Annotated in this window: 28 protein-coding genes and 1 pseudogene; 10 read left to right on the forward strand and 19 right to left on the reverse strand. The window is 33.1% G+C overall.

The annotated features are described in order from the left end of the window. The first annotated feature begins 13 nt into the window (after nt 1-13). Nucleotides 14-970: a hypothetical protein gene (locus QWZ06_RS12595; RefSeq protein WP_290298466.1), complete on the forward strand. Its 957-nt coding sequence runs from the start codon at nt 14-16 to the stop codon at nt 968-970. A gap of 687 nt (nt 971-1,657) precedes the next feature. Here QWZ06_RS12595 and QWZ06_RS12600 read toward each other — a convergent pair. After that, nucleotides 1,658-2,215, reverse strand: a complete 558-nt coding sequence (locus QWZ06_RS12600) for a DUF4256 domain-containing protein (RefSeq protein ID WP_290298468.1) — start codon at nt 2,213-2,215, stop codon at nt 1,658-1,660. 749 nt (nt 2,216-2,964) lie between these two features. Between QWZ06_RS12600 and QWZ06_RS12605 the strand changes: the two genes are divergently transcribed. Beyond that, a complete protein-coding gene (locus tag QWZ06_RS12605) occupies nt 2,965-3,441 on the forward strand; it encodes an IS110 family transposase (RefSeq protein ID WP_290298469.1) in 477 nt (158 codons plus the stop codon). Nucleotides 3,442-3,596: 155 nt separating this feature from the next. Further along, the gene (locus QWZ06_RS12610) at nt 3,597-3,743 is read left to right on the forward strand and encodes a transposase (RefSeq protein WP_290298470.1); all 147 of its coding nucleotides are present in this window, start codon (nt 3,597-3,599) and stop codon (nt 3,741-3,743) included. A 338-nt stretch (nt 3,744-4,081) separates the two neighbouring features. On the opposite strand, the gene QWZ06_RS12615 is transcribed toward QWZ06_RS12610, so the two are convergent. From QWZ06_RS12615 to QWZ06_RS12645, 7 genes are all read right to left on the reverse strand, one after another. Continuing rightward, nucleotides 4,082-4,483, reverse strand: coding sequence for a DoxX family protein (locus QWZ06_RS12615; protein ID WP_290298471.1), 402 nt, complete (start codon nt 4,481-4,483; stop codon nt 4,082-4,084). 18 nt (nt 4,484-4,501) lie between these two features. Continuing rightward, nucleotides 4,502-5,080 (reverse strand): YdeI/OmpD-associated family protein, encoded by a 579-nt coding sequence (locus QWZ06_RS12620; protein WP_290298472.1) that lies wholly within the window; start codon nt 5,078-5,080, stop codon nt 4,502-4,504. 209 nt (nt 5,081-5,289) lie between these two features. Next, on the reverse strand, nt 5,290-5,754 hold the full coding sequence (locus tag QWZ06_RS12625; protein ID WP_290298474.1) for an SRPBCC domain-containing protein: 465 nt from the start codon (nt 5,752-5,754) through the stop codon (nt 5,290-5,292). Nucleotides 5,755-5,931: 177 nt separating this feature from the next. After that, complete coding sequence (locus QWZ06_RS12630) at nt 5,932-6,267, reverse strand: ArsR/SmtB family transcription factor (protein ID WP_290298475.1); 336 nt, start codon at nt 6,265-6,267, stop codon at nt 5,932-5,934. 71 nt (nt 6,268-6,338) lie between these two features. Continuing rightward, nucleotides 6,339-6,752 (reverse strand): hypothetical protein, encoded by a 414-nt coding sequence (locus tag QWZ06_RS12635; RefSeq protein ID WP_290298477.1) that lies wholly within the window; start codon nt 6,750-6,752, stop codon nt 6,339-6,341. A gap of 602 nt (nt 6,753-7,354) precedes the next feature. Beyond that, on the reverse strand, nt 7,355-9,829 hold the full coding sequence (locus tag QWZ06_RS12640; RefSeq protein WP_290298479.1) for an nSTAND3 domain-containing NTPase: 2,475 nt from the start codon (nt 9,827-9,829) through the stop codon (nt 7,355-7,357). 114 nt (nt 9,830-9,943) lie between these two features. After that, the gene (locus QWZ06_RS12645; protein WP_290298480.1) at nt 9,944-10,345 is read right to left on the reverse strand and encodes a helix-turn-helix transcriptional regulator; all 402 of its coding nucleotides are present in this window, start codon (nt 10,343-10,345) and stop codon (nt 9,944-9,946) included. Nucleotides 10,346-10,493: 148 nt separating this feature from the next. Here QWZ06_RS12645 and QWZ06_RS12650 point away from each other — a divergent pair, with 148 nt between their 5' ends. Continuing rightward, nucleotides 10,494-10,724: a SymE family type I addiction module toxin gene (locus QWZ06_RS12650; RefSeq protein ID WP_164466519.1), complete on the forward strand. Its 231-nt coding sequence runs from the start codon at nt 10,494-10,496 to the stop codon at nt 10,722-10,724. Nucleotides 10,725-11,172: 448 nt separating this feature from the next. Here QWZ06_RS12650 and QWZ06_RS12655 read toward each other — a convergent pair whose 3' ends face one another. Both QWZ06_RS12655 and QWZ06_RS12660 read right to left on the reverse strand, forming a co-directional pair. After that, nucleotides 11,173-11,646 carry a DUF6265 family protein gene (locus QWZ06_RS12655; RefSeq protein WP_290298483.1) on the reverse strand — a complete coding sequence of 158 codons (474 nt, stop codon included), beginning with the start codon at nt 11,644-11,646 and terminating at the stop codon, nt 11,173-11,175. A 66-nt stretch (nt 11,647-11,712) separates the two neighbouring features. Further along, the gene (locus QWZ06_RS12660) at nt 11,713-12,525 is read right to left on the reverse strand and encodes a helix-turn-helix domain-containing protein (RefSeq protein WP_290298485.1); all 813 of its coding nucleotides are present in this window, start codon (nt 12,523-12,525) and stop codon (nt 11,713-11,715) included. A 149-nt stretch (nt 12,526-12,674) separates the two neighbouring features. Between QWZ06_RS12660 and QWZ06_RS12665 the strand changes: the two genes are divergently transcribed. Then, nucleotides 12,675-13,457: a YdcF family protein gene (locus QWZ06_RS12665; RefSeq protein WP_290298486.1), complete on the forward strand. Its 783-nt coding sequence runs from the start codon at nt 12,675-12,677 to the stop codon at nt 13,455-13,457. Nucleotides 13,458-13,883: 426 nt separating this feature from the next. Here QWZ06_RS12665 and QWZ06_RS12670 read toward each other — a convergent pair whose 3' ends face one another. After that, on the reverse strand, nt 13,884-14,279 hold the full coding sequence (locus QWZ06_RS12670) for a VOC family protein (RefSeq protein ID WP_290298487.1): 396 nt from the start codon (nt 14,277-14,279) through the stop codon (nt 13,884-13,886). 155 nt (nt 14,280-14,434) lie between these two features. On the opposite strand from QWZ06_RS12670, the gene QWZ06_RS12675 reads away from it, so the two are divergent. The 3 genes from QWZ06_RS12675 to QWZ06_RS12685 all read left to right on the forward strand — a co-directional run bounded on the left by QWZ06_RS12675 (nt 14,435) and on the right by QWZ06_RS12685 (nt 17,090). Continuing rightward, on the forward strand, nt 14,435-14,977 hold the full coding sequence (locus QWZ06_RS12675; RefSeq protein ID WP_290298488.1) for a hypothetical protein: 543 nt from the start codon (nt 14,435-14,437) through the stop codon (nt 14,975-14,977). Between the two features lie 3 nt (nt 14,978-14,980). Then, entirely contained in the window at nt 14,981-15,574 is a 594-nt protein-coding gene (locus tag QWZ06_RS12680) for a hypothetical protein (RefSeq protein ID WP_290298489.1), read from the forward strand. A 154-nt stretch (nt 15,575-15,728) separates the two neighbouring features. Beyond that, the gene (locus tag QWZ06_RS12685) at nt 15,729-17,090 is read left to right on the forward strand and encodes a S41 family peptidase (RefSeq protein WP_290298491.1); all 1,362 of its coding nucleotides are present in this window, start codon (nt 15,729-15,731) and stop codon (nt 17,088-17,090) included. A 145-nt stretch (nt 17,091-17,235) separates the two neighbouring features. On the opposite strand, the gene QWZ06_RS12690 is transcribed toward QWZ06_RS12685, so the two are convergent. Beyond that, nucleotides 17,236-17,754, reverse strand: a complete 519-nt coding sequence (locus tag QWZ06_RS12690) for a P-loop nucleotide/nucleoside kinase family protein (protein ID WP_290298493.1) — start codon at nt 17,752-17,754, stop codon at nt 17,236-17,238. A 62-nt stretch (nt 17,755-17,816) separates the two neighbouring features. Next, a complete protein-coding gene (locus QWZ06_RS12695; RefSeq protein ID WP_290298494.1) occupies nt 17,817-18,386 on the reverse strand; it encodes a 3'-5' exonuclease in 570 nt (189 codons plus the stop codon). Between the two features lie 246 nt (nt 18,387-18,632). On the opposite strand from QWZ06_RS12695, the gene QWZ06_RS12700 reads away from it, so the two are divergent. Together QWZ06_RS12700 and QWZ06_RS12705 are read left to right on the forward strand one after the other, a co-directional pair. Further along, nucleotides 18,633-19,754, forward strand: coding sequence for a PEP/pyruvate-binding domain-containing protein (locus QWZ06_RS12700; protein ID WP_290298495.1), 1,122 nt, complete (start codon nt 18,633-18,635; stop codon nt 19,752-19,754). Nucleotides 19,755-19,834: 80 nt separating this feature from the next. Continuing rightward, a complete protein-coding gene (locus tag QWZ06_RS12705) occupies nt 19,835-20,560 on the forward strand; it encodes a PEP-utilizing enzyme (protein WP_290298496.1) in 726 nt (241 codons plus the stop codon). A 153-nt stretch (nt 20,561-20,713) separates the two neighbouring features. On the opposite strand, the gene QWZ06_RS12710 is transcribed toward QWZ06_RS12705, so the two are convergent. From QWZ06_RS12710 to QWZ06_RS12735, 6 genes and pseudogenes are all read right to left on the reverse strand, one after another. Then, the gene (locus tag QWZ06_RS12710; protein ID WP_290298497.1) at nt 20,714-21,499 is read right to left on the reverse strand and encodes a hypothetical protein; all 786 of its coding nucleotides are present in this window, start codon (nt 21,497-21,499) and stop codon (nt 20,714-20,716) included. A gap of 322 nt (nt 21,500-21,821) precedes the next feature. Beyond that, nucleotides 21,822-22,136: a T9SS type A sorting domain-containing protein gene (locus tag QWZ06_RS12715; protein ID WP_290298499.1), complete on the reverse strand. Its 315-nt coding sequence runs from the start codon at nt 22,134-22,136 to the stop codon at nt 21,822-21,824. 95 nt (nt 22,137-22,231) lie between these two features. Next, a complete protein-coding gene (locus QWZ06_RS12720) occupies nt 22,232-23,314 on the reverse strand; it encodes a BspA family leucine-rich repeat surface protein (RefSeq protein ID WP_290298500.1) in 1,083 nt (360 codons plus the stop codon). 437 nt (nt 23,315-23,751) lie between these two features. Then, nucleotides 23,752-24,566, reverse strand: a pseudogene (locus tag QWZ06_RS12725) (ferritin-like domain-containing protein). A gap of 25 nt (nt 24,567-24,591) precedes the next feature. After that, entirely contained in the window at nt 24,592-25,305 is a 714-nt protein-coding gene (locus QWZ06_RS12730) for a ferritin-like domain-containing protein (RefSeq protein ID WP_290298502.1), read from the reverse strand. Nucleotides 25,306-25,382: 77 nt separating this feature from the next. Next, on the reverse strand, nt 25,383-25,952 hold the full coding sequence (locus QWZ06_RS12735) for a fasciclin domain-containing protein (protein WP_290298504.1): 570 nt from the start codon (nt 25,950-25,952) through the stop codon (nt 25,383-25,385). Between the last annotated feature and the right edge of the window lie 76 nt (nt 25,953-26,028).

Consider the following 26,028-nt stretch of genomic DNA (forward strand, 5'->3'; position numbering starts at 1 on the left):
TTAAATTCATATTATGAAGCAAACTGTCAGAAAGCTGGGATTAGGATTATTATTTTTAGGCGTAAATTTTTTGATGGGGCAAATACCTCAAAACTATATTTATACTTCATCGGGAGATCTGCAGAATATAGAAAATATGATTGTACGAAAAGATATTGGCGGAGTACAGATTGTCTATAACTGGAGAGCTTTGGAGACTTCAAAAGATGTTTATAATTTTTCAGGTATTGAAAAAGATTTAGAGTATTTGACTTCTTTAGATAAAAAATTGTTTATACAGCTCCAAGACAGATTTTTTGAACCTCAGGCAAGGTATATTCCTGATTATATTTTGAAGGAAAAGGAGTATATCGGTGGTTTAGTGGCTCAGTATGATAATCCGGGAGAGAATAAACCTATTGGAAGTGGTTGGGTAACCCAGCAATGGAATCCTGCCGTTAGAGAAAGATATCAAAAGCTGATAGGAGAGCTGGGGAAAAGGTTTGATGGGAAAATTCAGGGAATCAATCTTCCTGAGACCTCAATAGATATTGAAATGAAAAAAGATAAAACCGGCTTTAGCTGTGATAAATATTTTCAGGCTGAGTTGGATAATTTAAAATTTGCAAGGCAAGCATTCAAAGAATCTTATGTATTACAATATGTCAATTTTTTTCCGTGCGAATGGGAAAATGATCATCAGTATATGTCCAGATTATTTGATTTTGCCGATAAAAATAAGATAGGGTTAGGCGGGCCGGACATTGTTCCTGATAAAAAGGCTCAGATGAAAAACTCTTATCCGTTTTTTAATCAATATAAAGGAAAATTGCCACTGGTCGCTATGGCAGTTCAGGAGCCCACTTTAACTTATATCAATCCAAAAACAAAAAAGCCCTTTACAAAAGAAGAATTTGTGAATTATGCACAGAATTTTCTTGGGGTTAATATTATATTCTGGAGCGTGGAATCTCCCTGGCTGCAAAATTAATGAACATTTTTTTGAACCATTGAGTACTATCTTAATGGTTTAAAATTATTGTTTAACCACAAAATTTACAAAAATTTTTGAACACTTTAGTTTTTTAAGTTATCAAACTTTGCGTATTAGAAATTCACATAAGTTTTGAAAATCGTTTATTTTCTTGTTACATACACTTTGTCATTGACTCCGTCGAATCTTTGATTTCTGTAGGAATCCAGGCAGCTATTTTCAACCACAAAAGTCACAAAAGTTTTTAGACACTTAAGTTATTTTAAGAGACAAGTTTTGTGTATAAAGAAGTGCACATAAGCTTTGAAAATCGTTGATTTTCTTGTTACATACACTTTGTCATTGACTCCGTCGAATCTTTGATTTCTGTAGGAATCCAATCTTTATTATTTAACCACAAAAGTCACAAAAGTTTTTAGACACTTAAGTTATTTTAAGAGACAAGCTTTGTGTATAAAGAAGTGCACATAAGTTTTGAAAATCGTTGATTTTCTTGTTACATACACTTTGTCATTGACTCCGTCGAATCTTTGATTTCTGTAGGAATCCAATCTTTATTATTTAACCACAAAAGTCACAAAAGTTTTTAGACACTTAAGTTATTTTAAGAGACAAGCTTTGTGTATAAAGAAGTGCACATAAGTTTTGAAAAATCAAAGATTTTTCATTTCCACCCTAACACTCTCAAACCCTCAAACTCCCCCTAAACCCTCTCGCCGCATAATAAGAATCTGCACCATTGTGATAATAGAAAACCGTATTGTAACGTCTGTCGCAGAAAACAGCGCCTCCAAGTTCTCTAATTGAAGTAGGTGTTTGGATCCAGCTGGATGTTTTCTGATCAAACTTTCCTAATTCCTGAAGGTGGCAGTATTGTTCTTCGGTTAAAATTTCAATACCCATTTCTGAAGCTTTATCAATGGCGTTGCTTTCCGGTTTGTTAGCTTTTCTTGATTCCCATGCAGGATAGTCGTAGCAAAGACTTCTGCGTTTTGGGCTTTCCGGGGAGCAGTCGAAGAAGATATATTCGTCTGTTTTTTGGTTATAATCCACCACATCAGGTTCACCTTCTGTTTCTTCCATTTCGTTTAAAGACCAAAGTTTTTCAGGACTGGCTTCCAGTTTGGACTGGATGTTTTCCCATTTCAGGCTTTTGTGGCGGGACATATTTTTTTCAAAACGGGTTTGAAGCACTTTTAAAAGGGCGTGGCTTTGTTCGGGAGTTAATGATTTCTTTTTCATGTTAAATTTTGTTTTACTGTTTGTTCTTTTGAATCAATTGATTGATGTTGTTGGAAATCGCAAAGGCGCAATAGGTTTTGAGGCTGAGAATATTTTTAAGGCGCAAGGATTTTATCTCCGATAAAATTGAATGCTACATGCTTTTATCTCATATTTGCTGAAAATCTTAGATTTTCTTGCGCCTTAAAAACAACATTAGGTTTTAATTCTTAGCGTCTTAGCGATATTCCAACAAAATTAATAATTATCTGCATAAAATTTTTAATTGTGTGTACTGCTCCGGAGATTACAAAGAAAAATCCAACATAAGCCCATTCTTTTTTACTGTTTGTTCTTTTGAATGAATTGTTTTTTGTTGTTGGAAATCGCAAAGGCGCAAGAGGTTTTGGAAGCTGAGAATTTTTAAGGCGCAAGGATTTTATCTCCGATAAAATTGAATGCTACATACTTTCATTTCATATTTGTTGAAAATCTTAGATTTTCTTGCGCCTTAAAAACAGCATTACGTTTTAATTCTTAGCGTCCTTTAGTTTGTACTATATTTTTTTAATGATTTCATTATTAGTTTTATAGTATTAATTAATCCACAAGAAACAGGGTGAATCAGTTTGCGCCAGAGGATGCTAGACCTATGCAAAGATTATGGACCCTGCTTCTTTGAAAGTAAGGTCATAATAGAAATTTAGGCTTTAGACCTATTATCAAGGACTTAGACAAGACTTTCAATGTGGATGATAACCCAAAAAGTTATGAAACAAAAGTACATTATCGGAATTGATATTTCCAAATCAAAATTAGATTGTGCAGTAATGGATTCTGAGTATAAGATCCAATGCGAGTTGATTATTCCCAACACAGAGAAAGGAATTGCTTCTTTTTTGAAAGATATTTTAAGAATGCTAAAAATAACAAAAGAAGATCTTTTGATTTGCTGCGAAAATACTGGGATTTATAATCGGCCATTGGAAAAATTCTGTTCAAAATTAGGGTATTTTCTTTGGGTAGAACACCCAATGAAAATCAAAAAAGCAGCAAGTGATTTAAGAGGAAAAGACGACAGAAAAGATGCCAGAAGAATTGCAGAATATGCTCTGCGTTATTATGATAAAGCAATGTTTTATCAGGAACCAGATGAAGTTATACAACAAATGAATGTACTGGCAAAATCCCGTGATACTTTACTGTTGCAAAAAAACAGCTTTGGAAAATCAATTAAGGGAAGCTAAAAAGCCACGATTTGTATGTGTTTTAAGCTATTGACCCAAGCCTTTTTCAAAAAAACGCTGAAAAACTCTGACAACGTCAATAAAAAGCAATAGAAAAATGAGCTTTCAGAACTCATGGAGATCCGAGATGAGATTAAGGAAAAACAAAGAACTTTTTGACCTCAATTCCTGGAATCGGAACTCAATGTGCTCTTAATTTAATCATCATTACCAATAACTTCAAATCGTTTGATAACGCTAAACATCTGGCTTGTTATGCGGGAGTTGTTCCGTTCAAAAAAATCAATCAGGAACCATTGTGAAAAAAAGAACGTGTATCGAAAAATGGCGAATCAAAAAAACTGAAAAAAAAGCTGCTCCATTTATCTGCCATGGCAAGTATAAGAACAGACAAGGAATTAAAGACCTATTTTTCTGAGAAAAGTAGAAGAGGGTAAAAATAAAATGAGCATTCTTAATGCTATAAGAAATAAATTAGTACATAGGATAATGGCCGTAATCAAACGAAACAGCCATTTTTTCCTAAAGAAGAATTTTTATCAATAAAAAACACTCATAATACTTGCTTATTAACATAGAAATCTTAGCGATATTCCAACAAAATCAATGCAATTATCTTCATAAAATTTTTAATTGTGTGTTAGGTGTTGTTGAGAGAGATTTTTCTGTTGGCAGGTCTGAAATACCATGAAATAATAACCAGCACAAACAGCAATACAGCAGGGAAAGTTCTTCCGGCAGTATCGCCAACAATAAGATGAGATATAACAGCTCCGGACATCACGAAGAAAAATCCTGCATAAGCCCATTCTTTCAATAGTAATTGTTTCGGGATGAGAATGGCAATGACTCCCAAAATTTTCCATACTCCGATGATGGTCATAAGGTAAGCCGGATAACCAAGGGTAGTAAAATTGGCAAGCTCATCCTTATTTTTCATAAGCTGAACAATGGCTGTTGAGATCATACCTAAAGCCATCCAGAGGGTGAAAATCCAATAAATGATTCTTTTTCTTTTTTCTGATTTGTTTGATGTTTCCATAGTAATTTTTTTTTGTGATTAGTCGTTAAGGCCTTTTCCTTCGAGGATCTGAGGAATGCATTTTTCGATTCTTGCTTCCCTGGTTTTGGATAGTTTGGCAGAGGAAAAGTGGAGTAGGTAAGCTCTTTGACGGCCTGGTGTTAAGGCTTCAAAAGCTTCTTTTAATACAGCATCCTGATCCAGTCTGTTTTGAAACTCTTCAACCATTTCAAAATCTTTGGTTTTCTTCATTTCAACCTTCACTCCGGATTCTTCAATTTCAACCGCTTCAAACATATACGCCCGAAGTTCCTTTTCCAGATCATGGATCTGCTGTACTTCTGTAAAACGGATCTGTCTTGCCGCCTGCACATTTTCAGACTGCTGAATAAGAATCTGGTCGGGATCTTTCATCAAAGCGCCTTTAAAAAAGAGTAGGGCGCAATATTCTTTAAATCCGTGAATTAAAAATATATTTTTCCTTTCATAGGTATAACACGGGCAGCCCCATTTTAAATCTTCCACCAATTCGGTACTTAGAGCAATGGTTCTTAATGCTTCAAATTCTTCTTTCCACTGTGTGGCGTTTTCGAAGAAAAAATTAACTTTTGGATTCATGGAGTTGGGTTTTAGGGTTATAGGGTTTGAGAGTATTAGAGTATTAGAGTATTAGAGTGGGAGCGTGATAATGTTCAAAGTTTGATGTTTAAAGTTCAAGGTTGTTATTCTTTCACTGATAATTGACGATTCACTTGCGAAGCAAAATTCACTATTGACATACACAAGTTAACTATGACATCATCGTCTCTCATCTCTTCGTCTATTATCTATCGGTCTCTAAACAGCTCCTGCAAACGATCATGCGCCCTATTAATTCCCTGTGCAAAAGGCATTTTCAGGTGCTGATCTCTGAAGTCTACGGATTTGTATATCGTCTGGATTGTGATTTTACTGGTGGTATCCGTTAGTTTTTCAAATGCTAAAAACTCGATCTGAACCGGAAAAGGAGTGTTTTCCATCTGGAATGTTCTTATAATTTTTTCATTTTCAACAATGTCATGAATCGTTCCGTTAGCACTAAACATTACTTCTCCCTGCGGATTTGAAGTTTCGAAACGGTAACTTCCATGGGGTTGGTTTTCAAATTTCGTTACTTTGGTTCCCATCCATTGTTCAAAAAGTTCAGCTTCTGTATACGCCTTGAAAAGCAGTTCTACAGGAAGATCAAATTCTCTGATGATGAAGATTTCCTGTTTGCCATCTTCTGCCTGGATTTTTGTTTTTAGTTCCATATTTTGAGTTTGGTGTTTTGGGGTTTGAGAGTATTAGAGTATTAGAGTATTAGAGTGGGAGGCATTTAAGGTTGTTGTCCTTTCCCTGATGATTGACAATTCACTTACGAAGCAAAATTGACTATTAACAATCGATAAGTTAAACTTTGGTCTCATTGTCTCTCATCTCTTTGTCTATTATCTATCTGTCTTATGTAAGTCTTGGTACGCTTTCATCACACTTTCCAGCTTATTGAATTTCTCATCCCACATTTTGCGGAATGGCTCTATAAAGTCGGCTATTTCTTTCATTTTATTGGGATTAAGGTGGTAAATAATTTCACGGCCGTTTTGTTCAGATCTCAACAGTTCACATTCTGTAAGGATCTGAAGATGCTTGGAAACGGTAGGTCTTGCTGTATCGAAATTGGAAGCAATGGCTCCTGCAGTCATGGATTGAGCAGCCACCAGCATTAATATAGATCTTCTGGTAGGGTCTGCAATCGCCTGGAATACATCTCTTCTTAAATTCATTGTGTAGTTATTTGACTACAAATATATGTGTAGTTATTTAGCTACACAAGTTTTTTTGATTTTTTTTGAATTTAAGAAATTAATAGATTATTCACAGCTTGCTTAATTCTTTCATAAAGGTTTAAAATATAATTTTCCATCCCTACTTCTTGAAGAATTAAATAGAATTCTTCATCCTGAACTAGCTCATCTAGTTTAATATCAAAATAGATAGTACTTTCTTTGGTAAGAAAGTCAAGGCCATTTCTTTTAGGTAGTTTATTTATAATATATTTATAAAATTTAGGATGTGTTTTTATGTTAATCCCATACTTTTTAATATTTTCTTCAGAGTAAAAATCTTTTAAAAAATATACATCCAAGCTAATTGTTGTAAAATCAATCCTTAAATATTGAATGATTAATACGATAAACCATTCATCGTCTATTAGTGAACTTTCACTAAATCTTCTTTCTTGTTTATTCCATTCTATTTCAAATTCCATTTTGAAAAAACTTAAGAATGATGAGAAAATTGTTCTTGGTGATGTAGTGTCAATATTAGATATGAATCTTTGGAGTTCAGGAATTATGACAATTTTATTTAAGCGATTAGTATTTTTATAACTTAAATAACGTAATAAATGTGAATCATGTATTTCAAAGCTGTAATCAATTACTTTTTCTTTAAATTCTTCTTCATATTCAATGTGATTTAAATGCTCGCTGATAAAATAAACTTTAAAATCAGAACCTGAAAATTCATACCATCTTTTATTAGCAATGATAATTGGTGATAATATTTCTACATCATGATGTGGAATATTATATTGAATAAAAAGTTTTTCAATCCGAATTTTTGGAATTGAAAAGTCATGGTTAAAACTATTTTTTGTCAGTTCATAGAAAACGTTTTTAAAAAAGATAGAATCAATATTTTTACTTTTGCAATAAAAAATAAAAAAGGAATCTAGAAGGGTATAGTTATTAAAAGAAGATAAAGAAATAGCTTCTTGCTCTAACCAATGAATAAAAAAAGAAAATATATCTTTGTTATGTTTAAAAGGAGCTGATATAGATTCATCGTCATTTAAGTTTAGTATGTTAATTAATTTTTGTTATTCTTGATAGTTTTAAGATATTTAATTGGCTCAAAATCTTCATCCGAATTATCAAGTATATATTCATTTACAACATTATCAAATTTTTTAGGTTTAAACTTATATCTAGGTTGAGATTTGATTTTTTTCAGAACCTTTATCTCCTTATTATTTATAGGTTTTGAAAGTAAAAATATCTCACGTTCTGCTGTATCCTCAATCTCTTTAATAAATTTGGAAGTAAGTCTGATTTTATATTTTGCACAAATTTCTTCTATGTAATAATCTAAAAGTGTATCAAGCTCAGATTCCATATCATTATCTCTATAATATTCTATTTCATCTATTATTTGATATTTTATATCTTCCTTTATTTCAGTAATATTTTTTTTTAAAAAAGCATCAAACTCTATTGGAAATATCTTTTTTAATTTAAATAGATGATAGTATTCATAAATAAAAGTACAATTATCCCAATAACAATGAATTATATAGCTGGCATCTATCTCTATATAAGGAATTAATAATTTTATTATATTTGAAAATTCACCTATTGAACGCTCCGTCATTATTTTCCAACTAATTGATGAATATGAATTTATATCTTCTTTAACTTCTTCAATTATAAAATTTCGTACATCCAGATTCTCTTCTTTTGAAATATTAAACAGATTATTAAGTAAAAACAATTTCCGATATTTAGCTTCATCGACACTATGCTTTGAGGGAAGGCTGCGTTCAGATAAGTTATCATCATAAAAACTAAAATTTAATTCTTTAAACTCTTTAAGTATTTTAGTTTTTAATACTTTTTTTAACTCTTCAGAAAGATTAATTTTTTTTCCATATAGAGGATTTCCAGATGTAATATTTTGTTTATCATCTTCTTGGGTTTGGATCTCAAAGATAGAATCGAGTTGATGAAAAAATATTGCTTTTTTTATTAATGGCTCTATCCATAATTTACCGTCTTTTCTAAGATATTCAATTAGAAAGTCTTTTATTCCTGGATTCTGAAAGCGAATAAATATTTGGTCAGAATCATATTGCTTTTCTGAAATAATATAAAAATCTTCTAATATTTGTAACTCTTTATTGAATATTAAAGGCTTTATGTCCTCATTTAAGCTTTCACGCACAAAGCTTTGCACAGCATTAAAAGACTTTTCTAAATTTCGTAAATCAATTGAATCATTTGATATAAGTAATAATAGAAGAATAAGTCTAGATGTCCCACTTAAATCATTAAAGTTTTTATTCCAATATTCAATAGGACTGTTCAGATATTCCTGAAATGAATAATAAAAATTAAATCGACCTTGATCTTCAAAATTTAAGAAGCGTCCAATAAATTCCTCAATATGCCTAGGTGAATAATTAGGATGGTTGATAATCTCTTCAAGAGTATCACTATATTTTAAATGATTAAAAAATGATTTTTCAAAGTCATAATATAAAAGATGATTGAGAAAAATACGGACTTTGTCTTCATCATGATAATCATCTAGGTTTACAATAAATCTGTCGGTATTTAAGATGTGTTGAGTTTTATATTCTGAATGACTTAAGACATCTTTAATAATATATTCTCTCGAAGTAAGAATAAGATAACGATTTTCACTTTCTTTAAAATAATTTATTATTCTATTGAAATCTAGAAGTAGAGAACCATCACATTGCTTCGGGCTAAAATTTTGCCCCCAAAAATCATCAACAACAATAATTTGATTTTCTTGATAAAGACCTTCGATTTCATCAAAATCAGTACCAGTTAGAAAAAGTACATTCTCTACTTTTTGATTGATAAAATAATTAACAATCATTTTGGCTGTGGTAGTTTTTCCAACACCAGGATTTCCGGTAAGAATAATAATTCTGTTTTTCTCAAGAATATCTATACAATTTCTCAAGATTTGAGTATTATGAAATAATTTATGTTCTTTTTGTATCTGTTTGAGAAATGATTTTGTTTTATTAATATACTTTTTATCAACAATTTTTTCTAGTTCACGCTCAATAAACTGTAAGTTTGGAACAAGCAATTTTGAATAAACTTTTAATAGATGTTGATATTTTTTATTTTCATATTGCTCACCACGAAGAAACCTATTAAGTTTTGCTCCATCTATAATATCTTCTTCATTTTTGATATATCCTTGAAAAAGCTCAAGAATTTCAGTTGCCCAATCTGGCTTTAATGTAATATTGGTACAAAGAATATAACGATCTGGATTTTGTCGGATACATTTTTTTACTTCATTTTTCAAACTTGTGAAAAATGAAGAGTAGTTGGCAGGATTATATAATTTACATTGCCCAATAATCTTTATTTGGGTGTTAGTAGATTTAAAATCAATACCACCGTCTTTTCCTCGTCTGTATGTTGTAAATTTGATTGGACTATCTCGGATATTAATAATATCTACACATAGCTTTTCAAATTCTATATCGAAAAGTAGATTATGAAAATCGAAATCTGTCATTAAGTATTCTTGCTTAATAATAAACTAGCCGTAGATAAAATATCTCGGCAAGCTTTGTTGAATATATCTGATTATTAGTGATGGTTTAATAGCTGATATTGAAAAATTTATTACTTATTTTTCTATAAGTTTTTCTAATTTCTCAATCATCTCTTTCTGTTGTTCAAGCATACGCTCGTAGAGCTCCACCATTTTATCAAGAGGGTTGAAATTGAAAGTAGGATAGTAGTTATAACCGTTTGATTGGTCGTTAAAAGTATTAGAAATAATATTCACCGCCTGTTCTTCATCAAAATTCTCAATCGCTTCCGCTGGCACTTTCAAAATCTTTGCTACCTGCGCCAGAATATCAGATTCTACGGTTTCTTTTTGTTCTAAAAGAGAAACTTTCTTCTGGTTCCAATCGTCACCCAACTCAAAAGCTAGGGCTTCCTGCTTGATGCCCAGCATTTCACGGAAACGTTTTATATTTCTACCCTGATGTATTTTCTTATTTTGCATATCTGTGTAAGTCATAATAACAAATATAAAGCTTTAAAAGGTAAAAATAAAGCCCCTGTTCAAAATAAATTATCTTCTAAAATATCCATTCTACGGCATAAAATATTCATTTTTAACTGGTATAGCTGTCATGATATTTCTTGCTTTGTTGAAAAACAACGATATGAGAAAAGTAATTATTCGGGGCAAATATAAGATTGTCTCCATTCGTAACCTTACGGTTTCCCATAAATCATTTGAAAGAGCCTATAGAAGACTGGTTTTCTTCCCGGAAATCCGGCTGGCAGGGAAGTGGCTGCTGGAGTGTGGCTTTGAACCGGGAGATCATGTGGTGGTGACGGTTCGGAGGAATCAGATTACTTTAGAAAAGGAGATGAACTATGAAGAGGTGTAAACAAAACATTTTATCTACTAAAAATATTATTTGCCACTAATGCACGAATAGGATATTTAGTTATGGTAAATAAAGACCCCTTTTTTATAAACTTTATAAGATATCATTGTATAGGCTTTAAAATGAACGAAATCTTTTTTATTAGTGCATTCGTGGCAAAAAAAATCTGCGTAATCTGTGTGATCTGCGTGGGTTTTAACGCAAAGTTTTATGATAGTGGCTGGATACTTTTAGGGAGCTAAGGATGGGCAAGTGAACTTGCCTGATGAAGGTGGACGGATATAGTTTCGGCGGCCGGAGGCCGCCGAAACCCTTTATTTAAAGCTAAATAGTTGATGAGCTTGCTTTGCAAATATCCTCAGATATTTTCCTTAATTATCTTAACAACTTACTCTATTCTTAATGGTTCAGAAAGTAGGAGTATTATTTTTCTGTTTTAGAAATAAACCTATTTTATTTTCTTCATCGGGAATGCCTGTCTGGCCATTTTCCCATTCATAAGACCTGAGATCTCAGCAAATAAAGAATCTTTACGGATTTTTTTATAGGTAATTGTTTGGGGGAAGTCATTCTGTCGGTTTTCAAATATTAATGAAGTAGGATTTGAACTTGAGGTTGAAATAAAATCGACAGGCTGCTCATCATGCTGACCTTTTACAGAGACAATATAATGCAGTTTTTTGTCTTTTTCTACCAATTGTACAAACTCAAACATAATGGTATCTTTATTTTTCAGATAATAGCTTTTTCCCTGAAGTTCGGTACTGCTTTTCTGAGTCCAGGTTTCATAAAGGCTTCCTTTGGGCGTTTTGGTTTCCCAGGTACCGAGCAGCCAGTCCAGTTTTTGGATCTCGCCTTGTTTTTGAGTCCAGCTGCCTATAAGCAGGCTGCCGATTAGGATGATGATTAATTTTGTTTTCATTGCCTTATTATTTTATTCCAGCAAAGTTCTGGATAAGCAAAGTCTCAAAATTGTAAAAATGCGACATCAGGAATCTTTTCCGTAAAAAAGAGAGGTCATTTGCAGATTATCACCATAAAATTCCTTTGGAGTAAGTCCTGTAAATTCTTTAAAATCTTTGATAAAATGGGCCTGGTCATAATATTCTGCATCGTAAGCTAGAGTGGTAAGATTCACATATTCTTTATGGAGAAGATGCTTCAGTATTGATTGCAGCCTTATGGTTTTGGAAAGCTGCTTGGGACTCATACCAATCGCTGAAGAGAACCTGCGTTCCAATTGTCTGCGGTTGATATTAGTTTGCTGGGAAAGTTCATGTACCGAGATTTGCCCGTTGACCTGTAAGAGAATATCTACGGTTGATTGTACAATCTTGTCAATGGTTTCTGTGTTCAGTCTTTCACTCAGGAAGGTTTCTACAAGATCTATTTTTTCCTGGATGGTGTTGGATTGGTAGACTTTTTCTCCCAATTCATTTCCGGCAGCTCCAAACAGGTCTTCTAAGGGAATTGCTTTATCATCCATTTCTTTGATGGGAATGGTGGCAAAAGGAAGAAAACCATCATGATGAAAACGGACAGAAAATATTCCGGTAATGCCTGTAGGTTCAATTCTTAAAGGTTCAGTAAGCTGCCCGAAAACACAGTATCTTGGCTGTACAACGGATTTTCCATCAATATACTGTTTGTACAGATCTCCATAATGGAAGATCATTTCCATGCAGCCATCAGGAACAATGGTTTGAGGTTGGGGAATCTCTTCTTTGGGACTGTCCAGCGTCCAGTAGCATTTGATGAGTGAAGCCAGCTCCGGATGGGGTTGGAATATCTGATAATCCATTGTATATAATGATTCTGATTTGCTAAAATTATTAAAAATAAAATCATTTTTAATAAACCATTGAAATGCAGTGAGAAAAGCACTAGTCATGAAATAACCTTATCTTTGAAAACTCAATGTTTTCTTTGCATTAATCAATATTATCATCGATGAAATTTTTACTAGACCTTTTATTCCGTGTTTTACAGCTTTTCGCAGAACCTTATTTTTTAGTATTTCTTGCAGTAGTCATTATTGCTCTGCTGAGAAGGAAGAATAAATATAAGAGCCTGAGAATAGGAATTTTTGTATCGGTGGTTGCTCTAATCATCTTTATAGGAAATGGATTTCTGGGTAAATTAATTTCCGGATATCTGCAGAAAAGTTATCTCCATACTCCTGAAATGAAGGCTGCAGCTGCTCAGAATCCTGTTATTGTAGTATTGGGTGGAGGGATTGTAGATATTGACGATATAGAGAAACTACACACCATGTCATATTCCAGGATGGTGACCGCCTATCAGTTGTATCATAAATACAAAATGAATAATCAATCCTGTACAATATTAATTTCCGGAAAGGGAAGAGGAAATACCAGTGAAGCAGAATTATTCAGTGAGGATTTTAAAAAGATGGGGATACCGGATTCTGACATTATTAAGGAAGATCAAAGCATGAATACCTATCAGAATGCAAAATTTTCCAACGAGATATTGAAAAAGATGGGAACCTCCAATCTATATCTGGTGACTTCTGGTTTTCACATGAAAAGATCTCTTGCTTTGTTTCAGACTTTTGGATTAAAACCTGTTCCGCAGGCATCAGATTTTATAGATACTGAAATCACTATATTTCCTAACAGTTATAATGCTGCATTTACCTTTGTCATGTTGAAAGAGGTAGTGGGAATATGGCAGGTACAGTTGTATAACAGTTTGGGGATGAATAAATAGTATTCTATAGTCTGTTTTAAAGGGTTAGGAGTTACTTTGGGTATAAGAAAAATGTAATTTGTTGTTTTTAACGCAAAGAAAATTTATTGAACCGTTTTATTTTAAGTGAGCAAAGAGAGCGACTTCGTCGTTGAAGAAGCTGCATGGTTATGCGTTCGCTTAGTAGGAATCAATTTGATTGATTTCATCTTTGCCTCCTTAGAAATATACAAGAGCATCATAAAACTTTGCGTTAAAAAATACTAAATCATAAAGACAGTATTTTCTTTAAAAATTCCCACAAAATCTGGCAAAAAGCCCTAAAATACAGCAAAGCAATAGGAAGCCCAAATAAGCCCTGTTTTTAATCCAGTACCTATGCTATCTGACTGAAATTGCAGGTGATCTATGGGGGGAATTTCATTTTAGGTTAAAATTTTGGATTTTTTACATTTTGAAGACATTAAATTTATGGCCATCAGGGTCTGCAAAGACAAAACCATAATAATTGTTCCCAAAACTCTCAGGTTCTGAAACAATGGTACCACCGGCTTTTTTAACTTCATCAGCCCATTGGTCTACCTGCTCATTGGTTTCTGCTGAAACGGTAAATATAATTTCATTGGAGGTTTGGGAATCACCAAAGGAGACCCCTTTTACATTGGTTTCGAGTATGTTTTTCAGAAAGAAATGAATGATAAAATTATTTTCTCCGAAAAAGAAGCTTACTAATTCATTAGAAGTATGAGGATTGTTTGGGGTGCATCCTATGGCTTCATAAAACTTTTGGGTACGTTCCAGGTTGGCAACTGCCAGATTGGCCCAGATCATTTTAGGTTTCATATAATTCTATTTTTTGGTTAGAATAAAATTAACTCCTTTTAAAAAGATAAAGGTTGTCATGTGGCAAGATTTTGTATTTTTAGTGGGAAAAAGTAAAAGGAGAAAGGTTTATTGGTGTTTGATTTAACATAATATATTTGAAGATAAAAGAAATAATGAAGTTAAGAAGTGAAATAGAACCGGATTTTGAAACTGCTGAAAAACGGTATCCGGAAGTTTTAAAATTGGTTTTAGATTATGCAGACTGGTGTGAGGAACATGGCGATGAAAACAATAGTGAATATAAAAAGCTGGAAAACAAGCTTCAGGCAATGACTGGCAAAGAAATGTCTCAGTTTAATCTTTGGGAATGGTGGGAAGGAGATGGGGCAGAGCATCTTTCTTTTGATATAGGTCTGCCTGATCCTCAAATTGTAGAGGATATAACAAAGGATGAATTGACCGAAATTGTAAGAAGAATGAATACTTTTGAAATTTCCGATCCGGATGATCAGTCTTTTAAAGGAATGTTTTACAATTATATATGCTTTGGAAGTGATTATTATCCTGATTTTTTAAAACTTAATTTCAAAGATTATCATATTAAATTTTTTCAGGCTCATAAAGATAAAGATGGAAATTACTTTGAATACAGTCAGGAAGAAATAGTAGATATATTATGGAAAGGTGGATTAACGTCCCATACCATAAAAAAATAACAGATGAACGATAAAATTATAAATAAAATCAAAGCTTTAGACGGGAATACAGATGCTGTACATGCCAATCAAAGCTTTGCAGAGAATTGGAAACAGATAAAGTTTACTCACTATCTGTATGATAAGGATTGGGACGTTTATGGGATTGACCAGTTTTATGAAGCGAATAAGGAATTGTATCAGAATCAACAGGAAACATTCTATGAGAATCTCCTGGCACATTATTTTTCAGCTCATGATCTGGCGTATGGACAGTATTTTGTGAAAGATTGGATGTTTACACCTTTTAAGGAAGGTTCAGATGATCAGGAAGAATTTGATGATTTGATTGATGAAGACTATGTACAAGGTGTTGTAGGGATTTCTAAACCTGAATTTCTCTGCATATTGTATTCCTACGGATATCCGGATCATTATTTTATCTGTACGGAAGATCCTGACCAATCTAATCCAACGGTTTACAGTACGGATCATGAAGTTTATTTTGATGAGCTTGACAATAAAGGCAATCTTGAGGAGTTTCTGGATCAGTTTATGACGAAAGCCGAGTTTCAGGAAGTTGTTGCAGAATATTTGACGGAGAAGTTAGGGGAATAGGGTTTTGGACAGGCTTGATGTTGGAAGAGGGAAGTCCTTAAAGTGTCTGAGGAATAATGTTCTCTTTTTTAACCTTTTACAGTAATTTTTAAGGTTGCCAGCTTCCATCTTCCAGCCTGATAATTTAACATAATATATTAAAAGTTTACTGCTTATGTTTCGTAGAATCCTTTACTCATTCATTATTTTCCCCTGTATTGCTTGGTCCCAGACTTCTGAGATGAGTCTAAAGCAGGTGAATGAGGATGTGGATTTTATGATCAAAAGTATTGATGAAGTAAGTGTATATCCTTACAGCAGAATTTCCAGGAGAAATTTCATTTTCGAGCTGGAAAAGGCTGAAAAGAGTATTTCAAAACAGAAAAAAAGAAACACTATTGATTTCTATAAAGCATTTCAGCCTGTGATGGTTAAGCTCGAAGATGGCCATACTGAACTGAATATTTCAGACTATATAGGTAAAACAGATTACTTTATTTTTCCATTTTCGGTGAGAGTTTCGGAAGATGGTGTTTTTGTAAAGTCGATTAAATCAAGTTATAATGAAATTTTTACAGACGATTTAAAAGGGCTGAAAATCACTGATATAAATAGCATAAATTCAACGAAAATTTTAGAGGTATTGCAGCATTATACCAGCGGTGAAAGCAAAAAAAGCAGATTAGAACTAAGTGAAAATTATTTCAATGACTATTATAATTTGTTCTTTATCAGGGGAAATATACTGGAAATAACCTTTGATCAGGGGCAGAAATTAAAGATTCCCTTAATAAGAAAATCAGAGAAAAAACCTATAAATTTCCGTAATGTAGTTACTAAAAGTTACTATTATGAGATTCCCAAAGAGAAAAACTACGCAGCTTTTACTTTCAGACAATTTGCTGATATAGAGAAATTCAGAACTTTTTTAGAGCAAATGTTTTCAGAATTAAAAACTGAAGGCATTCAGAATCTTATCATTGACATTAGAGACAACGGCGGTGGAAATTCTGAGCTTGGTGATGAACTTTTAAAATATTTGGTATCTAAGCCATTTTCACAGTATGAAAAAACGCTTGTCAAATACAGCGATATCCGTAAAGAATATTTGAGGAAATCCTCAGGAATCGATTCTACGGAATTAAAAAATTATTTAAGAGGAATATCCGGAACTGTAGGCGTTATAGATCACTCAAAAAATAGTATTGAGGCTAAGAATAAGAATGAACGCTTTACAGGAAATGTTTATCTACTGACAAGCGGTCAGACTTTTTCATCTGCGGCAGATTTTGCCAACGCATTCAAATTTTATAAAGCCGGGAAAATTATAGGTTCAGAAACCGGAGGATTTATAATTTCTCCCGGAGAAGTTGTAGAAAGAAAATTACCCAATTCAAAATTATTTCTGAACATATCATCTACAATAGATTTTAATATTGGAGCAGCAGAGAATGACAGACATGGTGTAATACCTGATATACAAGTTGAATCTGGAAAAGCTTTGGATTATACGTTAGAAAGGCTTATAAAACAATAAGTAAGGTTGTTATCTACTCTTTTCTATAAGATTATATTTATCCTATAATTTATATTATGTTAAATTGAATATATTTCAGGATTCAAAATCTTCTCATCTTGAACTCCATTTCTTTGATTTAGGTATTCGTTACTTTAAAATAATCTTATTGTCCAATATAGTCGTATGTCGCCAATTCTTCTTCTGTTGGTGGCTCAAAACGGTTAAAGCAATTATCTAGAAATGATTCTATCTCTTTTTCGGAGATAAAAAATTCATACTCATTAATATTTTCATTTCTCTTTAAAATTCTCTCTCTAAGCACTTCTCTTTTTACATTTAGATAATATAATTTTACTTTAACTCCAATTGCCCAAGCTTCATCTCTTAAAATTTCCCGCTCATTTTTCCCCCAAGTTCCCCATTCAATGATAACATTAACTGAGTTTTGAAGAATTCTTTTTGCCATCTTCCATTGTAATTGTTCAATTTCACCTCTATATGCATTGCCTTCGGATTCTGCCTTGTCAACCCAAATATCTTTTATCCACTCATCAGGAGAAAATATTATTCCTCCCGTATTATTGACAATTTTTTTTGCCAGTGTTGTTTTTCCTGCTCCTGGCAGACCACATATTAAATGAAGTAATGTTTCATTTGCTTTTGAATGATTTTCGTTTTTCATAGTTTTCTGTCATTACGTTTTAAATTGTTTGTTATTTTTGTATGAATATAAGGATTAGATAGTTATTTTTCCTTAAGAATCTGTTGTAGTATTAAAGCTGTTGCTTTAGCATCGTCTAATGCTCTATGAAATTTAAAATCTTCTTTTATATTCATTTTTTCTAAAACTCTTTCCAATGAAATTCCAGAGGTAGAAATGTTTTTTTTAGCCAGCCAATAAACCCCTAATGCTCTGATATCAAAACCTCCACCAACAAAATATTTGTTATAATCTAATCCAAATTCTGTAAATTCTTTCCTCAAAAGCGGTAAATCATAGTACAACCCCCAACCTGCTAGCGTTGATTTGTTCTTTTCTCCATACCAATCTAAAAATTGGAGAATAGCTTCATCAAAATACTTTTCATTCTCTACCATTTCATTGGTAATGTTTGTAATGTCCGTGATTTCAGGTAGAATTGGAAAATGTTTTGGTCGTATTAAAATTGAGAATTCGCTTTTTATTTCAAGAGTCTTCTTGTCTAATTTTACAGCCCCTATTTCTATTATATTCGTTTCATTTATTTCATTTTTGCCAAAAGTTTTACAGCTTCCTTCTAAATCATAAATGACTAAATCACTTGAGAATTTCATATCAATGTTGTGTCGTATTTATTAACAGTTTCTCAAAGGTATATTCTTACTACGCAATCTATTGGCGTATATTATCTTTTTAAAATATTGTATTAGGAAAATGCAAAAGTTCTAAGCCTTGGGAATGGAAAAACAGGAAAAGTCTAAAGCTGTATTCTATAATTTAACATAAAAAAATCTCTTATTGGTGATTATATTTCTATATTTAACGTGTTATTTTAAAATAATTATCAACAATAAACAAATATGGCAATTGATTTATATAAGAAAGCTGCTAAATCTTTAGTGGGAAATAAAGCATTTAATTTAATGATAGTCGCTAAGGCGGGAATTGCTGTTCCACCAGGATTTGTCGTTAACGGTGCTGAAAATCTTTCCGATAAAAAGCTTACAAAATTGTATGATAAATTTATATCTCATGGAAAAGTTTCAGTTAGGTCAAGCTCTGATAAAGAAGATGGAAAAAAGAAATCAGCAGCAGGTATTTATAAAACATTGCTAGATGTTTCTTCTGATAAAATAGGGATATCTCTTCAAGCCGTAAGAGAATATTCTAAAAAGAGCAAAAATATCCCTGTGATTGTACAAAAGCAGATTGATGCAAAGATGTCTGGAGTGGCTTTTTCAATAAATCCAGTTAATGGAGACAATGATATTTACATTGAATATAACAAAGGGCGATGCGAGAATATAGTGTCTGGAAGCATCATCCCCAAAACGGTTTCCTTAAAAAAGAAATCTTATGAAGATAATGAAGACATCCCATTAACATTGTATGAATACATAATTCGTCTTGAGATGATTTTTAAAAAGGCCGTGGATATTGAGTGGTGTATAGACCATGACGAAAAAGTATGGATATTACAGTGTAGAGCTATAACTGTGATCCCATCCGATTCTTTTCGATATGCATGGTCAACACACGAACCACTTTGGGCAATGGAGCAGGCTTTTAAAACAAGGTGTGAAGATGAAGAAAATGGGAGTAGTGAACTTTATCTTCATAGGGAAATTATTTATAGCAGAGATTTAAGCGGAGTGTTTGATTGCTACATTGGGCTTCATGACCACATTTCAGCACTAAAATATTCAATGAAAGTACTTTCTAAACAATATGATTACATTGATCACATTGAATTTATTGAACGTCCAAAATCATTTTCAAAAGATACTGCTGCTGATTATTTCAGAATGCTATCATCACATTACTGTAAATATATCCGATATTATATGCGTTCAGAACCTATCGTAACTGACATCATTGAAAGGAAGTTGTTATTAAGGTGGTCTCATAATGAAATTGCAGGGCTGTTATCGGCTGATAACGATGACTTAATGTTTCGTGAGCAAGAAGACTTTCATCTTTAAATGACAGTAGTGATTGCAGTATACTTAACCACATAAATAAATACCCTTATCTTGCTATTAACTACAAGACTAAAAAAGAAATGATAGAAGGAGTGAGAAGACAGTATAAAATAAAGGATAAGGATAAGAATAAGGATAAAGAGGAAAATTTTCAATTGACTCTGGATAGTGATTTAATCTTTTTGAAAAAATTATCAATTGAAAGAATGAATGTAAAAAAAGGTTGGGTTGGGGTTTATTTTTACATGTTGGAACTAATGGAGTGGATTTATGAAAACTATAATGTATCTCAGAGTGATTTATATCAGTATTATCTTGCTGATGACATTGTGGCCTTGATCAAAAATAATATTAAGCTATCACAGGCAGAGAAAGATAAAAGGAGCCTCGGCGTGCTAATGAAAAGAAAGAAAAATAAACAAATGACACCGAGCGTTTACTTTGGTGAATCATTTGAGAATAACTATTCACCCACACCATTATTAGACAGCATCCTTTCTGGAATACCATCTCTAAATAGAAATGTTCATGGTATTGTGAAGATAATTAATTATAAGTCAATGGTGGAACCTCATGATTACATTGATAAAATAATTGTCACGGAAATGACGCAACCTAATATGGTAGCCTTATTCAGAAAATGCAAAGGGATCATTACAGATGAAGGTGGGATATTGTCACACGCTTGTATACTATCAAGAGAATATGATATTCCTTGTATTGTTGGAACATCAAATTCGACGAATATCCTCCAAGATGGGGATGAAATTATCATGTGGGCAGATGGCCATATTTCTTATGAATAATAAAGCTTATATTTAGTTAACAATAAAGATTACTTTATGTCAAAAGGAACCAAGTAAAGTACAATATTTAAAATCTTGGGCACTCTCCTATTTTTATTCTGTAAAAGTTATTGTCTATTTTCTTTTCAGGCTATTATGCTCTGTATACTAATACTAATTAAGCTCAAGCTCGTCAAAATCCTTTATTTCAGATAATTTTATAAGTTTGTTTGATTTGATAGTTTCCCAGGTATCTTTGTACTTGACTTCATAATTGTCTCCATCATCTTCTTTATTTAAATTGTCTTTAGTAAGTTTCCTTTTGGTCAGAAAATTAATGCTCACTTCATATTGAGGCACCGGCCCTCTGCTTGAATATGAATCATAGCCAATGAGTTCCATATCTCCATTTTGATACCTAAAAGTGTATCCCCAACTCCCATATCTGCCATGCCCATAATCGATATGCAAGTTTCCTTTTTCGATGCTTACACTCAGTTCAGGCGCAAAATAGACACCACCATCCTCATTTTCAGATGAAAAACAAGTATAATTTTTAGAAGCTAATTGGTAATAATCCCCTTTATTTAATAGTACGATAATCCCTCTTCGGTTTCGGTCTAATTCACCACGATTTTCATCCTGTATAATTTTACTTTTATCCGTTCCTTTAATGATAAGTACGATATCTTCCAGTCCGTCTTTGTTCAGATCCCCTTTTATTTTGTCCCAACCCTCAGCTGAAACTCCGCCTTCATATTTGTTGATCACGTAGCCTGTTGGTATAAAGTCAATTGGATTTTTCTTTCCTTCAATGTTTTGAGGGGAATCATTTACAGTAATGTCATTATCCTGTACTTTTTGAATTTCTGTACTTTGAGTTTCTTTGGGCTTCTGCTTCTCATTTTTACAAGATGGTAATGCAAAAGCAAATGCTAGAAATAGGACTATTTTTTTCATGGTTTTTATGTTGTTCCGGTTAGGATCAATTATTTATTGACCAATATAAATAATTTTGGCAACTATATATACTTTACGTTAAAGTTATCTCGAGCTGTCATTCTGAAAGTAACGAAGTGAAATGAAGAATCTAACTATAATGAGATTCTTCATTCGTCAGAATGATAATCTTATAAATTTCATGTAACCAATCTGGGTAATCTTCAGGAAAAAACTTCTGTTATAATATAGATCGCACTCTCCTATTATGAGTCTGCGATTATATTGATATCCATAATAAAAAGCCCCAAAGTTATCTTTGGGGCTGGATTTTGGAAATCTATTATTTCTTAACTATTTTAGTGAAAACTGTACTGCCTTTTAATAGGTAATTTCCTGATGGATATTCTGTTAGATTAATACGGTTGTTTCCTTTATTTAAAATGATATTTTTAAGAACTCTACCCGAGATATCATATAAATAAACATTTTCGTTAGCCGCAGACTCTATAGTGATCACTCCTGTTGTTGGATTTGGATAAGCTGGAGTTTTAAGCTGTTTTACTGTTTCAGCAGTTGCTAAATTTGAATTACAGCTAGCATTATAAGTATCTCCGGTAATATTAAAACCTTTGTTTACCAATTGAGCTCTTGCCATAATGGCTTGTGTTGTAGAATAAGTTAATCCTGCTGCTTCTATGACTCCAATTGCGGATCCTAAGTTTGATAATGTAGGATTATTGGTGAGAGCAATTAGAAATTTATTATAATTAATACATGATAAACCAGAATTATTAAATCCGAAATATACATAGGCTGAAGGTACATTTGAAAGCTGATATTCCAGGTAGAAATATCCTGATCAAAAAGCGTAGCCCCATTAAACATCCTAAAACTATCAGCACCCCCAATTTTACTAACATCCCAGTTTCCAATAGGCTGATTAAATGATGATGCATCGGTAAACATTTGACCAAAACTTACTACTTTACTGGTGTTCCAATTATTAAGAGGCTGATTAAAGGATTTAGCATTAGAGAACATATAACGGAAATTCGTTGCATTGCTCGTATCCCATGAATTTAATGGCTGGTTGAATGCTACTGCATCCTGGAACATTGAAATGAAATTGGTTCCGGAAGAGGTATTCCAGGCAGAAATATTTTGATTAAAAGCTGAAGCTGAAGAAAACATATCCCGAAAATCGGTTACTTTCGCTGTATTCCAGGCTCCAATATTCTGGTTAAACAATTTGGCTTTGTTAAACATACCATTCATATTCGTAATGGTACTTGTATTCCAGTTAGAAAATGAGTCATTTCCAATCAGAGAAGGACAATTAGAGAACATTTGTGATACATTGTTTATTTGGCTTAAATTAGGGGTGTCTGTAGCCGTTACGTTAAGATTTTGACAATATGCAAAGCCCTGAGTAAATTGCTGAAGCCAAAGTATATCTCCCCATTGACTTACTTCAAAGAGTTCCGGATTTCCGATGGCATTCATATAAGCACTGCCTTTAAATCCATAAAATAATCCATTACCGTTGGATACTTTCACTTTGTAGGTGGCCTGGATTGGATTGGTATGTAAAGAAGTACCAAAAGAAATAGTCGTAAAACTACTGCTATTAGAGGTTACAGAAAGAATTCCATTATGCTGTGGATATCCTACTTCTTCCCAGCTAACCGTGTAGTCGGTTCCGGTACCGCCAAAAGATATGGCATTATCTATGGTACCAGTGATATTAGGCTTCCACACCGTTATAAATTCCGTCTGCGCATAAGAAATGAAAAATAGAAAAAGAAAAATGGTTACTAGTTGTTTTTTGTACATAATTTAAAATAATAATTTAAGGTTAAAATTGGATTTTATAAGACATAACTTCCCGGGGTTCTGTATCTTATCTCTAATACAAAGATATAGACGCATAGCGACAGAACTTGTCGTATTAAATCTTATTACCAATTATTTTTATTTTTTTCTCAATAAAAACATGATCAGTATTTTGCTGAAAATGAATACTATAGAAGTGTAGGAGTTTCGTTGCTTGTCTATATCTGCTCAAGCATTTTTGACTAGGTTTTTCTTAATAAAAAACTATTGCAGATTGGAAATATCTGTCAAACAACAATGAACAGTATGAAAATTATTATTCTAAATAACAAAAAAGCACCCGATGGTGCTTTTAATTTTTAAGGATGAAAAAAATAGAGAAATCTGTGGAGAAAAAACATTTGTTGCTTTTTCAAATCCTAAAATTTCTGCCGTTATTATACAATAAATAAAGACGCTATAGCTTGGGCATCACTACCGCTTAGCACTTCATCATAAGCAGCAGAACCTGCTGCTGCACCAAATAAGGTTGCAGTATTGTATCCTGCTTGATTGGTATTATCTTCTCCAGCATAAACAGGATCTGTTGCTGAAGGCATATTTCCGCCATTAGAAAGTTCTATCCAGCCTTTGTTGGCTCTCATTCTTCTTACTTGTGAGGCGTGTCTGGCTTCTACCGAATGAATTTGTAAAGCAGCCTGTAGCACAACTTTATTTGACATTACATTCCCAGCTTGTCCCTTATAAGCTCTTACACCTGTGTCTTCAAAGCTTGTGAAAGAATAAGAAATTGATTATAATCTGTAAAAGGTGAAAAATTTCCATTCGCAGTAAAATCAAAAGTTGGTTTAGCTCCCGGAGTTACTCCTAAGGAAGTAAGTGTACCTTTGAGAAAACTGACATGTGCTGATTCATGTTTTGAGATTTGCATGAAAACCGTTCTGTCTGCGTTAGGGATCAGTCCTGCCGTAGATAATCCTTTACTGTAATACTCGTCTTCAAGATATTCCAGTGTCAGAGCCAGTTGTAAGGCATCTGTTAAAGCACTTTTTAAAGCCGTACCTGTAACTTGTTTGTTTGTAGTTTCTGCTTTTACCGGAGTGGTCATTAAGGCGCCCAATCCGAGAGGTGCAGCTGCTATAGCTGCTTTTTTACCGAATAATGAAATATTCGTAATCGTATCTAATCTTGAGGCTTCCGTTGTGAAAAATTTATCATTTGAAAGCTTATCTAATAATTTAAGAATATTCATAATATAAGTTTTTGAAGATAAATAATTAATTAATGCCTCTTTCTTTCCATGTGAAGCGTGTTTTGATAAATCCACCTGCTGCCATTACAATATCTTTAGGCTCTTTGGCAAGGTCGAGACCGTTAGCATCCACTACGTCATCTCCTGAAAAATCTGCAGATCCGGGATTGATTAAGTTTCTAATGGCCGAAGCATGTCTGGCTTCTACCGAAACTATTTTTCCGGCAATCACAAGATAAGCGGAATTGGTGATGTATTTTCCGGCACCGTTGTATGCTGCCACTCCTGTATCTTCCAATGCTTTTGCTGTAGCCAATACAGAATTTCTGTCATTAAAATTTACATTAGGGTACTGAAAATCCAGTTTGGGAAGAACATTCTGAGTAACACTGCTAATGGCAGCCTTGAAAAAGTCTCTATGGACGACTTCGTGGTGGTATAGATCTGTAAAAACCTCTTTTTCAATACTGGAAATACCGGTATAAAAATTATTGACTACTTTAGTATAAAAGTCAGCTTCCAGTTGTTCCAGAGCATAAGCATAATTTAATACCCCTACATCTCCTGATCCAAGATCAAAAATCGGTGTATTATCCATCAGTTGAAAATCATCGTCATTATCACATCCTATCATTGTAAATCCTGCAATGGCCAATCCTACTCCACTCAATTTTAAAAAGTTTCTTCTGCTGGTGTCAAGGGTTACTCCTTGATTAGAAACATGAACCGTGTTTTTCATAATGTTAATTTTTAAGTGTTTGATTACATGATAAAAAAACAGCATATTGAATATGCTGTTTCATTTTTCTTTAGTTGTTAAGGCATTAGAACTGTGTCAATAACATGAATAACTCCATTGGATTGATTGACATCAGCAATAGTCACTTTTGCATTATTTCCTTTTGCATCTTTTATATAAAGATCTTTACCTTTTGTCCAGAAAGTAAGTTCTTCGCCCTGTACTGTTTTCATCATACTTTTACCGTTTCCTGCTTTCACGGCAGCCCAAATTTCTTTAGCACTGTATTTTCCTGGTAACACATGATATGTCAATATACTTGTAAGCATTGCTTTATTTTCAGGCTTTACAAGAGTTTCTACTGTTCCTTTCGGAAGTTTCGCAAATGCAGCATCAGTAGGAGCCAATACAGTGAAGGGCCCTTTTCCTTCTAATGTTTCTACTAATCCTGCAGCTTTTACCGCAGCAACTAGCGTTTTGTGATCTTTAGAATTTACGGCATTTTCAATAATATTCTTAGAAGGATACATAGGAGCTCCTCCTACCATTACTGTTTTTTCTTTCATCATCTGTGCAGTTACCTTCCCACTGAAAGCAAATGATAAAGCTACCATTGCTAAAACTGTGATTTTTGTTCGTGTGTTCATTGTAATATTTTTTTAATTAATTATAGTTAATCTGTGCTTTTAATGTCATTTACGAGCTTGGTTTTATTTTGGATTG

It is taken from the genome of Chryseobacterium tructae (assembly GCF_030409875.1).
Lineage (GTDB): Bacteria > Bacteroidota > Bacteroidia > Flavobacteriales > Weeksellaceae > Chryseobacterium > Chryseobacterium tructae.

Coding starts and splice junctions, on each gene's coding strand:
- QWZ06_RS12595 (WP_290298466.1), top strand. CDS start 14: ATGAAGCAAACTGTCAGAAAGCTGGGATTAGGATTATTATTTTTAGGC.
- QWZ06_RS12600 (WP_290298468.1), bottom strand. CDS start 2,215: ATGAAAAAGAAATCATTAACTCCCGAACAAAGCCACGCCCTTTTAAAA.
- QWZ06_RS12605 (WP_290298469.1), top strand. CDS start 2,965: ATGAAACAAAAGTACATTATCGGAATTGATATTTCCAAATCAAAATTA.
- QWZ06_RS12615 (WP_290298471.1), bottom strand. CDS start 4,483: ATGGAAACATCAAACAAATCAGAAAAAAGAAAAAGAATCATTTATTGG.
- QWZ06_RS12620 (WP_290298472.1), bottom strand. CDS start 5,080: ATGAATCCAAAAGTTAATTTTTTCTTCGAAAACGCCACACAGTGGAAA.
- QWZ06_RS12625 (WP_290298474.1), bottom strand. CDS start 5,754: ATGGAACTAAAAACAAAAATCCAGGCAGAAGATGGCAAACAGGAAATC.
- QWZ06_RS12630 (WP_290298475.1), bottom strand. CDS start 6,267: ATGAATTTAAGAAGAGATGTATTCCAGGCGATTGCAGACCCTACCAGA.
- QWZ06_RS12635 (WP_290298477.1), bottom strand. CDS start 6,752: ATGGAATTTGAAATAGAATGGAATAAACAAGAAAGAAGATTTAGTGAA.
- QWZ06_RS12640 (WP_290298479.1), bottom strand. CDS start 9,829: ATGACAGATTTCGATTTTCATAATCTACTTTTCGATATAGAATTTGAA.
- QWZ06_RS12645 (WP_290298480.1), bottom strand. CDS start 10,345: ATGACTTACACAGATATGCAAAATAAGAAAATACATCAGGGTAGAAAT.
- QWZ06_RS12650 (WP_164466519.1), top strand. CDS start 10,494: ATGAGAAAAGTAATTATTCGGGGCAAATATAAGATTGTCTCCATTCGT.
- QWZ06_RS12655 (WP_290298483.1), bottom strand. CDS start 11,646: ATGAAAACAAAATTAATCATCATCCTAATCGGCAGCCTGCTTATAGGC.
- QWZ06_RS12660 (WP_290298485.1), bottom strand. CDS start 12,525: ATGGATTATCAGATATTCCAACCCCATCCGGAGCTGGCTTCACTCATC.
- QWZ06_RS12665 (WP_290298486.1), top strand. CDS start 12,675: ATGAAATTTTTACTAGACCTTTTATTCCGTGTTTTACAGCTTTTCGCA.
- QWZ06_RS12670 (WP_290298487.1), bottom strand. CDS start 14,279: ATGAAACCTAAAATGATCTGGGCCAATCTGGCAGTTGCCAACCTGGAA.
- QWZ06_RS12675 (WP_290298488.1), top strand. CDS start 14,435: ATGAAGTTAAGAAGTGAAATAGAACCGGATTTTGAAACTGCTGAAAAA.
- QWZ06_RS12680 (WP_290298489.1), top strand. CDS start 14,981: ATGAACGATAAAATTATAAATAAAATCAAAGCTTTAGACGGGAATACA.
- QWZ06_RS12685 (WP_290298491.1), top strand. CDS start 15,729: ATGTTTCGTAGAATCCTTTACTCATTCATTATTTTCCCCTGTATTGCT.
- QWZ06_RS12690 (WP_290298493.1), bottom strand. CDS start 17,754: ATGAAAAACGAAAATCATTCAAAAGCAAATGAAACATTACTTCATTTA.
- QWZ06_RS12695 (WP_290298494.1), bottom strand. CDS start 18,386: ATGAAATTCTCAAGTGATTTAGTCATTTATGATTTAGAAGGAAGCTGT.
- QWZ06_RS12700 (WP_290298495.1), top strand. CDS start 18,633: ATGGCAATTGATTTATATAAGAAAGCTGCTAAATCTTTAGTGGGAAAT.
- QWZ06_RS12705 (WP_290298496.1), top strand. CDS start 19,835: ATGATAGAAGGAGTGAGAAGACAGTATAAAATAAAGGATAAGGATAAG.
- QWZ06_RS12710 (WP_290298497.1), bottom strand. CDS start 21,499: ATGAAAAAAATAGTCCTATTTCTAGCATTTGCTTTTGCATTACCATCT.
- QWZ06_RS12715 (WP_290298499.1), bottom strand. CDS start 22,136: ATGGCAAGAGCTCAATTGGTAAACAAAGGTTTTAATATTACCGGAGAT.
- QWZ06_RS12720 (WP_290298500.1), bottom strand. CDS start 23,314: ATGTACAAAAAACAACTAGTAACCATTTTTCTTTTTCTATTTTTCATT.
- QWZ06_RS12730 (WP_290298502.1), bottom strand. CDS start 25,305: ATGAAAAACACGGTTCATGTTTCTAATCAAGGAGTAACCCTTGACACC.
- QWZ06_RS12735 (WP_290298504.1), bottom strand. CDS start 25,952: ATGAACACACGAACAAAAATCACAGTTTTAGCAATGGTAGCTTTATCA.